This window comes from Kineococcus siccus (assembly GCF_009906795.1).
Classification (GTDB): domain Bacteria; phylum Actinomycetota; class Actinomycetes; order Actinomycetales; family Kineococcaceae; genus Kineococcus; species Kineococcus siccus.
On sequence record NZ_JAAALN010000174.1, the window covers coordinates 1 to 9,239 of the forward strand.

The window sequence follows — 9,239 nt, forward strand, 5'->3', positions numbered from 1 at the left end:
CCGCCACACCGCCCGCCCCGTCGACACGCCCGTCGACGTTCCGCCCGACCGTCCCCGCGGTCAAGACCCCCCCGAGCAGGTGGTGACATGGCACTGACAGCCACGGCGTTCGAGTGGGTGTGCACGCTCGTCCGTCGCGAGAGCGCGATCGTGCTGGAGGCCGGCAAGGAGTACCTCGTCGAGTCCCGCCTCGTGCCCCTGGCCCGCGCCGCCGGCGCGACGGACGTGTCGGCCTACGTCGACGGCGTCCGGATCCGCCCCGACCGCAAGGCCCAGACGGCCATCGTCGAGGCCCTCACGACGAACGAGACGTCGTGGTTCCGCGACGGCGCCCCGTTCACGGCGTTCTCCACCGCCGTCGTCCCCGCGCTCAAGCAGGCCCGGGCCTCGGCGCGGTCGATCCGGATCTGGTCGGCCGCCTGCTCCACGGGGCAGGAACCCTTCAGCCTGGGGATGCTGCTGGCCGACTCCCTCCTCTCGGAGGGCTGGCGCGCCGACATCATCGCCACCGACCTGTCCACCGAGGTCCTCGACAAGGCCCGGGCCGGACGCTTCTCGCAGCTGGAGATGAACCGCGGGCTGCCGGCGCCCCTGCTGGTGCGCCACTTCACGCGGGTCGGGACCCAGTGGCAGGTGAACGACTCCATCCGCAAGCTGGTGCAGTTCCAGCAGTTGAACCTCACGAGCTCCTTCGCCGGGCTCGGGCAGTTCGACGTGGTGTTCCTGCGGAACGTCCTCATCTACTTCGACCTCGAGACCAAGCGGAGCATCCTCGCGAAGGTCCGCAAGGCGCTCAGGCCCGGGGGATACCTGTTCCTCGGGGGTGCAGAAACCACGCTCGGTGTCGATGAAGGTTGGGACCGAGAACTGATCGGACGGGTCTCCGTCCACCGACCCAAGAACGGAGGTCAGGCATGAGGGCACTGGTCGTCGACGACTCCCGCGCCATGCGGAAGATCATCGCGGGCGCGCTGCGCAAGCTGGGGTACGAGACGGTGGAAGCGGGGGACGGTGCCCAGGCGCTGACCGCTCTCGGGGAAGGGCCCCTGCCCGACCTCGCGACCGTCGACTGGAACATGCCGGTGATGGACGGGCTCACGTTCGTCACCCAGGTGCGCGCCAACCGCGAGTACCGCGCGATGACGATGATGATGGTCACCACCGAGGCCGAGCACGGGCAGATCGTCCGGGCCCTGGCCGCGGGGGCGCACGAGTACCTGATCAAGCCCTTCACCGTGGAGGCGCTGGAGGAGAAGCTGGCCCTGCTGGGCCTGCTGCCGGAGGTGGCCGGAGCATGACCCAGTCCACGGAGACCGTCCCCGTCGAGCCCGACTCTGTCGAGGACGAGGCCCTGGCGCAGATCGTCGACGCCATGTGGATGTCCTACTTCGGCCACGTCGAGCCCCTGCTCGCCGCGTTCGAGCCCCACGACATCGAGGGCGCCGTGCTCTGCGCCAGCGTCGGCATCTCCGGCGCCCGGCCGGGGCTCGTCAGCGTCGTCGTCGAGAAGGCCGGCGCCGTGCCGCTGGCCGCCGCCCTCCTGCAGGAGGACGGTGCGCTGACCGACGAGGACGTCTACGACTCCCTCGGCGAGATCGCCAACATCGTCGGCGGCAACGTCAAGGCGCTCGTGCCGGACGCCGGCGCGCTGGGCCTGCCCGGCATCGCCGCCGCCCCGCCCCTGCCGTCCTCGGCCGCGCGCCAGGCGGCACGCCTGGACGCCAACTGGCAGGGTCACTGGCTGACCTTCGTCGTGTGGCTGGCCGCGCCCGCGCAGGCCATGCACCACGACTTCCACCACACTTCCACGGACACCGGAACGGAGGACTGACGAGATGAAGGCCCTGGTGGTCGACGACAGCCGCGTGATGCGGCAGATCGTCATCCGCACGCTGCGGCAGGCGGGCTACGACTGGGTGGACGTCGTCCAGGCGGAGAACGGCAAGGAGGGCTTCGACGCCGTCAAGAGCGAGCAGCCCGACCTGGTGCTGTCCGACTGGAACATGCCCGAGGCGACCGGCATCGAGATGCTGCACAACCTCCGCGCCTCCGGGCAGGACGTGCCCTTCGGGTTCGTCACGTCGGAGGGCTCCGAGGAGATGCGCGAGAAGGCCGCTGCGGCGGGCGCGCTGTTCCTCATCGCCAAGCCGTTCACGCCCGAGGCGTTCGCCGAGGCGCTCAAGCCGGTGCTGGGGTGATGGGGCGATGACCACCGAGACGACCGTGATCAGCCCCCTGCCCTCGAACCTGGCGATCCGCAACCTGCTCGAGGACCTCCTCGGCCGCGACGTCGAGGTCGTTCCCGGGACGCCCTGCTCCGTGGGTGGCGCGCCGGGTGCGGCGGTCGCGCTGTACGTCGACGACCACCTGCGCTCCGCCGCGGTCACGGTCTTCGACTTCGCGCTCGCCGCGCACGCCGGTGCCGCCATCGGCCTGCTGCCCCCCGGGGCCAGCGAGGCCGCGCTGGAGGACGGCGAGCTGCCGACAAACCTGCACGAGAACGCCGCCGAGGTCCTCAACATCATGGCCTCGCTGTTCAACGTGCCGGGTGCGCCGCACCTGAAGCTGCACGCCGCCTACGCCCCCGGCGAGGTGCTGCGCAGCGACGTCACCGAGATGGCGACCCGCACGGGCAGCCGCCTCGACCTGACGGTCAAGATCGCCCGCTACGGCACGGGCGCGCTCAGCATCGTCACCTTCTGAGCGTCCCCGGTCGGCCGCGCGAGCGGCCGGCGCGTGCGTCAGGGCCCCCTCCCGTCGGAGGGGGCCCTGCTGCCGTCGGGGGCACCCCCGCCGGAGGTGCCCCCACCGGTGTTGGGCAGCACGGGCAGCTCCAGCGTGTCGGCCGTCGACGTCGCCCACGTCGGCGTCCGCGCGGGTGCGCCCAGCAGGAATCCCTGCCCGCAGGCGACACCGAGGTCGCGCAGCACCGTCAGCTCGGACGCGTGCTCGATGCCCTCCGCGACGACCGTCGAGCCGAGCTCGGAGGCGAAGCCGACGAGGGCGCGGGCGACCGCGCGCCGCGCCGGGTCGGTGTCGATGCCCCGCACGAAGGCGATGTCGAGCTTGACGATGTCCGGAGCCAGGTGCAGGACGTGCTGCAGGCTGGCGAAACCCGCGCCCGCGTCGTCCACGGCGACGCGCACGCCGCCGCGCCGCAGGACCTCCGTCGTGGCGGCCAGGGCGTCGTAGTCGTCCACCGGGTCGTGCTCGGTGACCTCGACCACGAGCCGCTCCGGCTGCGAGGCGAGCAGCAGCTCCCCGAGCACCGGGTCGAGCAGCGCCTCGGCGGAGGCGTTGAGGCTGAGGTAGGTGTCCGGGGGCAGCGTCGGGAGCAGCTGCAGGCCCGAGACGACGGCGGCCCGCTCCATCGCGGGCCCGACGCCGGCGCTGCGCGCGTCGGTGAACACCTGCTCGGGCTGCTGGGCGCGCCCGTCGGGGGTCGTGAAGCGGCTCAGCGCCTCGGCCCCGACGACGACGCCCCGGCCGAGGTCCACGATCGGCTGGAGCACGGTCGTGCGTCCCCGGCCGGCGACGAGCGCGTCGAGGGAGGCGAGCCGCAGGCCCCGCTCGGTGCGGCGCAGCTCGCGGTGGTGCAGGACGCCGGCCACGAGGGCGGCGACGACGTGCAGCGCCTCCAGCTGCCGGGGCGTCAGGGCCTCGCCGCCGGGCAGCCCCACGAGCCGTCCCGAGGGTTCGCCGTCGGGCCGCACGACGTCGACCCCGGCGCCGCCCGCGAGGTCCGCGGCCCGGACGAGCGCGTCGGTGACGTCGGGCGGCAGGGTGCTGGACACGCCGTCCACCGAGGCCGGCCCCCCCGACGCGGCGAGCTGCACCAGGAGCGCCACCGGGGTGCCGAGGACGTCGCGGGCCAAGTCCAGGAGCTGGGCCACGGCGTCGGCGTCGCCGTCCGGCATCCGACCTCCCGCGGGTGGGGCTCCGCCGGGCGGAGCCGCCGGTGACGCCACGCTCGGTCCGCGCGCGACGCGGCGACCGTGGCCGTCGAGGCGACCGACCCTCGCAGATGGCGCGGCGGTCGGCAATCCTGCCCGGGCCTGGGGCCCTCAGCGGCTCCCGCGGGTGCCGCTGGACCCGTGCCGGCGCATGCGCACCACGGCCACCATGGCCTCGGCGATGATCGCCTGCGACATCTTGGACGTGCCGTGGGTGCGCTCGGTGAAGAGGATGGGCACCTCGCGCACGACCGCCCCGCGCTCGAGGGCCGCGAGCGTCGTCTGGATCTGGAAGGCGTACCCGGCGGCCGTGAGCACGTCCAGGTCGAGGGAGGCCAGCAGCCCCGCGCGCCAGGCCTTGAACCCGCCGGTCAGGTCGGCGACGGGCGCCCGCAGCAGCAGCCGCGCGTAGGTGTTGGCCCCGCGCGAGAGCGCCTTGCGGTACCAGGGCCAGGCGTCGTCGAGGGCCCCGCCCGGGACGTAGCGGGCCCCGAGGACGAGGTCGGCGCCCGCGGCGAGGGCGTCCAGCATGGGGACCAGCGCCGCCACGGGGTGGGAGCCGTCGGCGTCCATCTGCACGACGACGTCGTAGTCGCCCGTCGCCACGGCCGCCGCGAACCCCGCGCGGTAGGCGGCGCCCAGGCCGTCCTTCGTCGCGCGCGTGAGCAGGCGGACCCGTCCCTCGGGGTAGCGGGCCGCGACCTCGCGGACCTCCTCCCCCGTGCCGTCGGGGGAGGAGTCGTCGACGACGAGGGCGTCGGGCGCCACGGGGGAGCCCAGCACGAGGTCGAGCATGCCGGCGATGTTCCCGGCCTCGTTGTAGGTGGGCAGGACGACGACGGCGCGGAGGGCGTGGGCCACAGGAGTCACTCTTGCTGCTCGGGGGTCACCGGTGCACCGGCGGTTGGTCGCAGCACGCTACCCCAGCGGCCGGGGCGCGCGGGCCGTCCCGGCCGTGCCGTCCCGCCCGGGCGCGTCCCGCCGGCACGCAGCAGGAGCCGCCCCACGAGGTGGGACGGCTCCGGCGGGCGGGGTCCGCGTCAGCGGCCGAGCTCGGTGCGCAGCGGGCACGTGAACGGGTTCCGCGCCGCGAGGCCGACCTCGTTGAGGTTGGCGATGATGTGGCGGTAGGCCCCGAAGAACGTGGTCTCGGTGTAGGTGATGCGGTGCTCGGCGCAGAACTCGGCGACCATCGGCTGCACCTTGCGCAGGTTCGGGCGCGGCATGCTCGGGAACAGGTGGTGCTCGATCTGGAAGTTCAGCCCACCCATGACGAGGTCGATGAGGAACCCGCCGGAGATGTTGCGGGACATGGCGACCTGGCGGTTGAGGAAGTTCGCCTTGACGCCCTTGGGCACGATCGGCATCCCCATGTGGTTGGGGGCGAACGCGCCACCCATCGAGACGCCGAACACGGCCAGGTGCACGCCCACGAAGGCGGCGGTCAGGCCGGGGCTCGTGAAGGTCAGCAGGAACCCGACGTAGAGGGTCCAGTGCGCGGCCATCATGCCCAGGTCCACGAAGCGGCGCTTGGGGGCCTTGCGGCCGAGCAGGGTGCGCAGGCTGTCGACGTGCAGGTTCGCCCCGGCGAGCAGCAGCAGCGGCGGGAAGAACCAGCCCTGGCGGCGCGTGAAGAAGGCGAGCAGGCCGCGGCGGCTCTCGGCGGCCTCGGTGTGGAAGGACACGACGTCGCTCTCGATGTCGGTGTCGATGCCCTTCTGGTTGGGGGCCTGGTGGTGCTTGTTGTGCTTGCCCATCCACCAGCCGTAGCTCAGCCCGGCGACGAGGCAGGCGAAGACGCGCCCGGTCCACTCGTTGGCGCGGTGCGAGGCCCAGATCTGGCGGTGCGCACCGTCGTGGCCGAGGAACGCGCCCTGGGTCATGACGAGGGCGAGGGCGCCGGCGAGCGGGAGCGTCCACCAGCTGCCGTCCAGCAGCACGACGCCCGCGACGATGCCGGCCAGGGCGAGCAGCGTGGTGGTGATGCGCACGACGTAGAAGCCGCGGCGGCGCTGCATGAGGCCGGTCTCCTGGACCATCGCGACGAGGTCCTTGTAGCCGGCGACGGCGCGGTCGCGGGGACGCGAGGGGGCTGCGTCGCGGGGCGTCGCGGACTCGGACGTCAACGTGGTCACGGTTCTTCTCCTGCTGGCGCGATCGTGGTGGGGGGCCACCTGGCGGGTGCCGGTCCTGGGCTGACCCGGGGGCCTGGCCAGGCTCGCACGCACCCCGGGCCCGGCACATGAGACCGCCGTACGGGCCCCGGTGCCCTCCGGGTACGGCCCGGCCGCCTCAGGCCACCGCGCCGGGGGACAGCAGGTTCTCCCCGACCACGAGGGCCGCCACGACGAGGACGAGGACGGCGAACCCGCGGCGCAGGTGGTCCGCGGGCACGCGCGGGGCCAGGCGGGCCGCCGCGAGCGAGCCCGCGACCGCGGCCACGGTGAAGGCCGCGGTCACGCCGGCGTCGACGGGCGCCTCACCCGCGTGCGCCGCGAAGCCGGACGCGGAGTTCAGGACGACCACGACGAGCGACGTCGCGACGGCGGCGGCCATGGGCAGCCCGAGCAGCAGGACGAGGGCGGGCACCACCAGGAAGCCGCCCCCGACGCCGAACAGCCCCGCGAGGAAGCCGACCGCCAGCCCCGCCGGCACGGCGCGCGGCAGGCACCGCCGCCAGTCGAGAGTGCCGTCGTCACGCACGCTGGACGCGGTGCCCGCCCCCGTGCCCTGCAGCATCCGCACCCCGGCCACGACCATGAGGACCGCGAAGCCGACCAGGACCACGCGGGGGTCCAGCCGCCGGTTCAGCGCCGCCCCCGCGAAGGCCGACGCGACGCCCGAGCCGCCGATCACGGCGGCCAGGCGCCACTGCACGAGCCGCAGCCGCGGCAGCACCGAGGTGGCGGAGGAGACGCCGACGACGAGCAGCGACGTCAGCACCGACGAGGCGAGGGGCACACCGGCGCCGTAGACGAGCGCGGGCACGGCGAGGATCGAGCCGCCGCCGCCCAGGAGCCCGAGCAGCAGCCCGATGGCGAGGCCGAGCACCACGACGAGGGTCACGGTGCCCCAGTGTCGTGCGGGCCGCTCCTCACGCGCTCCGCAGGTCGTGCGCGACGCCCGCGGGGGTGCGGCCCGCGCGCCGGTCGCTCGTCAGCACGGGGCAGTGCACCGCGGACACGACGCGTGCGCCGGGCAGGGCGCGCACGGCCCCGGCCAGCGCGACGTCCTCGTGGGCCGGCACGGCCGCGAAGCCGCCCGCCGCGAGGTAGGCCGAGGCGCGGACCCCGAGGTTGGCGCCGTGCACGTGGCGGTGGGTGTCCCCCCGCACGCCGGTGGCGTACCGGCGGCGCCACCCGGCGGTCCCGCCGCCGGGGTCGGGCGGCAGCCGCACCAGGCCCAGGACGAGGTCCGCGCCGCGCCGGGCGTGCTCGAGCTGGTGCCGCAGCCAGCAGGCCCGCACTCGCGAGTCGGCGTCCGTGCAGGCGATCCAGGTGGTGTCCGGGTCGAGCCCCGCCAGCGCCGCCGCCGCCCCGGCCGCCCGGGCGGCGCCCACGCCACCTCCCCCGCGCCCCCCGGGCGGCACGACGACCCTGGCGCCGGCGGCGCGGGCGACGTCCGCGGTCGCGTCCCGGCAGCGGTCGGCGACGACCACGACGTCGACGGGGACGGGACACCGCCGCGCCGCCCGCAGCAGCGCGGTGACGCAGCCGCGCACCAGCAGCTCCTCGTCGCGCGCGGGAACCACCGCGACCAGCCGCCGGACGCGCGACGCGCGCGTCACGGGGTCAGGCCCGCGGCGCGCGCCACCGAGACGGCCGGCGCGGGCACGAGCACCTCGAGCAGGAAGTCCTCCTCCTCGTGGCGGGCCAGGACCTGCACGCCGGGCTGCGCGCGGAGCACCCGGTGGACCTCGTCGCCCGTGCCGGGGTACTCGGGCACGAGGTGGCGCCAGTGGCAGGCCACGAGGACCCCGTCGGGGGCGAGGGCCGCGCAGGCCGCCGCGGCCAGCCGCTGCAGGTCGGCGGGGCTGCAGTAGTAGCCGACCTCCGCGAGCACCACGAGGTCGAAGGTGCCGGCGGGCCAGTCGCGGGGGACGACGGCCTCGCGCAGCTCGACGTTCGACCCCGCCCCGAGGCGCGCGGCCGCCCGGCGCAGCGCGGACGGGGAGGCGTCCAGCGCGAGCAGCTCCTCGCACCGCGCGGCGAGGCCGGTGGTCGCCACCCCGGCGCTGCACCCGACCTCGAGCCCGCGGCGGAAGCGGGCCCGCGGCAGCGACGCGAGGGTCAGGTCGCGCTTGCGCTGCTCGTACCAGCGGTCCTCGAAACCCCACGGGTCGTCGCCGTTCTCGGCGTAGAACCCCTCGAAGAACTCCGCGCCGAGGCTGTCGGCCGCACCCGGCGCGGCGGTGAGGAACACCTCGTTGTCCCGGGTGAAGTGGTCGAGGACGCCGGGCAGCAGCAGCGCCTCGTCGCCGGCCGCGGGGGACAGGGCCCGCGTCTGGGTCGTGTGCTCCGCCATCGCAGACGCCTTGCGCCGCAGCGCGTCCGCGGGGAGGTCGAGGCGCACCGCCATCGCCCACGGGACCTCCGGCCCACCCGGGCGCGCCCAGTGCCAGGCCCAGACGGGGTAGGCCCACACGCGGGCGCTCGTCCCGGCCGCCGCGTCCGCGGCGGCCCGGGCCGCCGCCTCGTGGTCCGGGTGCCGGTCCCCGGCCCAGGGTGCGAGCACCAGGGTGTCCTCGCCCACGAGGGGACGCAGGTGGGCGGCGAGGCGCTCGACCGCCCCGGCCAGGGCACCGTCGCCCAGGTGCAGCAGGTGCAGGCGCGCGGCCGGCGCGAGCCCGCGCACGGCCCGCTCGACCTCCGCCGCGCGCCGGCGCGCGAGGTCGTCGGGGGAGTGCGTGGGGGACCCGGGGTGGGAGTGCTCGCCGTCGGTCGCGACGACCACGTCCACGCGGGCCCCGGCGGCCGCGGCCACGGCGAGCAGGCCCCCGGCGCCCAGCGTCTCGTCGTCGGGGTGGGCGGCCACGACGAGCAGGTGCGTCAGGCCGCCGGTGTCCGCGGGCGGCAGGTCGCGCAGCCCCGGCCAGGCCAGCCAGTCCGCCTCGGGGGTCCCCAGCCCGTCGTGCGTGAACCCGTCGTGCGTGGTCCCGTCGTGATCGGAGCCCGGCGTGCTCACGCCGGCCCGCTGGGCACGTCCGGCAGACCGCGCGAGACCCACGCACCGTCGACGACCCGCACGCCCGGCTGCCCGAGCTCGACGGCGAACAGCCGCCGGCCC

Annotated in this window: 11 protein-coding genes; 5 read left to right on the forward strand and 6 right to left on the reverse strand. The window is 75.4% G+C overall.

What is annotated here, in order from left to right; translation table 11 throughout:
• Positions 1–87: 87 nt before the first annotated feature.
• From GTR02_RS16540 to GTR02_RS16560, 5 genes are read left to right on the forward strand one after another with little or no spacing between them, the layout of a single operon-like run.
• Entirely contained in the window at positions 88–918 is an 831-nt protein-coding gene (locus tag GTR02_RS16540; RefSeq protein WP_166608596.1) for a CheR family methyltransferase, read from the forward strand.
• Positions 915–1,298: a response regulator gene (locus GTR02_RS16545; protein ID WP_166608597.1), complete on the forward strand. Its 384-nt coding sequence runs from the start codon at positions 915–917 to the stop codon at positions 1,296–1,298. The genes GTR02_RS16540 and GTR02_RS16545 overlap by 4 nt, the downstream gene beginning before the upstream one ends.
• Entirely contained in the window at positions 1,295–1,831 is a 537-nt protein-coding gene (locus tag GTR02_RS16550; RefSeq protein WP_166608598.1) for a chemotaxis protein CheX, read from the forward strand. The genes GTR02_RS16545 and GTR02_RS16550 overlap by 4 nt, the downstream gene beginning before the upstream one ends.
• Before the next feature lie 4 nt (positions 1,832–1,835).
• Entirely contained in the window at positions 1,836–2,198 is a 363-nt protein-coding gene (locus GTR02_RS16555) for a response regulator (RefSeq protein WP_166608599.1), read from the forward strand.
• A 7-nt stretch (positions 2,199–2,205) separates the two neighbouring features.
• Positions 2,206–2,703, forward strand: coding sequence for a hypothetical protein (locus GTR02_RS16560; protein WP_166608600.1), 498 nt, complete (start codon positions 2,206–2,208; stop codon positions 2,701–2,703).
• A gap of 38 nt (positions 2,704–2,741) precedes the next feature.
• Here GTR02_RS16560 and GTR02_RS16565 read toward each other — a convergent pair whose 3' ends face one another.
• The 6 genes from GTR02_RS16565 to GTR02_RS16590 form a co-directional block, all read right to left on the reverse strand.
• Positions 2,742–3,917, reverse strand: coding sequence for an EAL domain-containing protein (locus GTR02_RS16565; RefSeq protein ID WP_166608601.1), 1,176 nt, complete (start codon positions 3,915–3,917; stop codon positions 2,742–2,744).
• A gap of 147 nt (positions 3,918–4,064) precedes the next feature.
• Positions 4,065–4,814 (reverse strand): polyprenol monophosphomannose synthase, encoded by a 750-nt coding sequence (locus GTR02_RS16570; protein WP_338073874.1) that lies wholly within the window; start codon positions 4,812–4,814, stop codon positions 4,065–4,067.
• Between the two features lie 179 nt (positions 4,815–4,993).
• Positions 4,994–6,088: a fatty acid desaturase family protein gene (locus GTR02_RS16575; protein ID WP_338073875.1), complete on the reverse strand. Its 1,095-nt coding sequence runs from the start codon at positions 6,086–6,088 to the stop codon at positions 4,994–4,996.
• A gap of 157 nt (positions 6,089–6,245) precedes the next feature.
• Positions 6,246–7,019, reverse strand: a complete 774-nt coding sequence (locus GTR02_RS16580) for a TSUP family transporter (RefSeq protein ID WP_166608603.1) — start codon at positions 7,017–7,019, stop codon at positions 6,246–6,248.
• Positions 7,020–7,047: 28 nt separating this feature from the next.
• The gene (locus GTR02_RS16585) at positions 7,048–7,740 is read right to left on the reverse strand and encodes a glycosyltransferase (RefSeq protein ID WP_205709452.1); all 693 of its coding nucleotides are present in this window, start codon (positions 7,738–7,740) and stop codon (positions 7,048–7,050) included.
• Positions 7,737–9,137, reverse strand: coding sequence for a PIG-L family deacetylase (locus tag GTR02_RS16590; RefSeq protein ID WP_166608604.1), 1,401 nt, complete (start codon positions 9,135–9,137; stop codon positions 7,737–7,739). The genes GTR02_RS16585 and GTR02_RS16590 overlap by 4 nt, the downstream gene beginning before the upstream one ends.
• Positions 9,138–9,239 lie beyond the last annotated feature (102 nt).

Coding starts and splice junctions, on each gene's coding strand:
- GTR02_RS16540 (WP_166608596.1), top strand. CDS start 88: ATGGCACTGACAGCCACGGCGTTCGAGTGGGTGTGCACGCTCGTCCGT.
- GTR02_RS16545 (WP_166608597.1), top strand. CDS start 915: ATGAGGGCACTGGTCGTCGACGACTCCCGCGCCATGCGGAAGATCATC.
- GTR02_RS16550 (WP_166608598.1), top strand. CDS start 1,295: ATGACCCAGTCCACGGAGACCGTCCCCGTCGAGCCCGACTCTGTCGAG.
- GTR02_RS16555 (WP_166608599.1), top strand. CDS start 1,836: ATGAAGGCCCTGGTGGTCGACGACAGCCGCGTGATGCGGCAGATCGTC.
- GTR02_RS16560 (WP_166608600.1), top strand. CDS start 2,206: ATGACCACCGAGACGACCGTGATCAGCCCCCTGCCCTCGAACCTGGCG.
- GTR02_RS16565 (WP_166608601.1), bottom strand. CDS start 3,917: ATGCCGGACGGCGACGCCGACGCCGTGGCCCAGCTCCTGGACTTGGCC.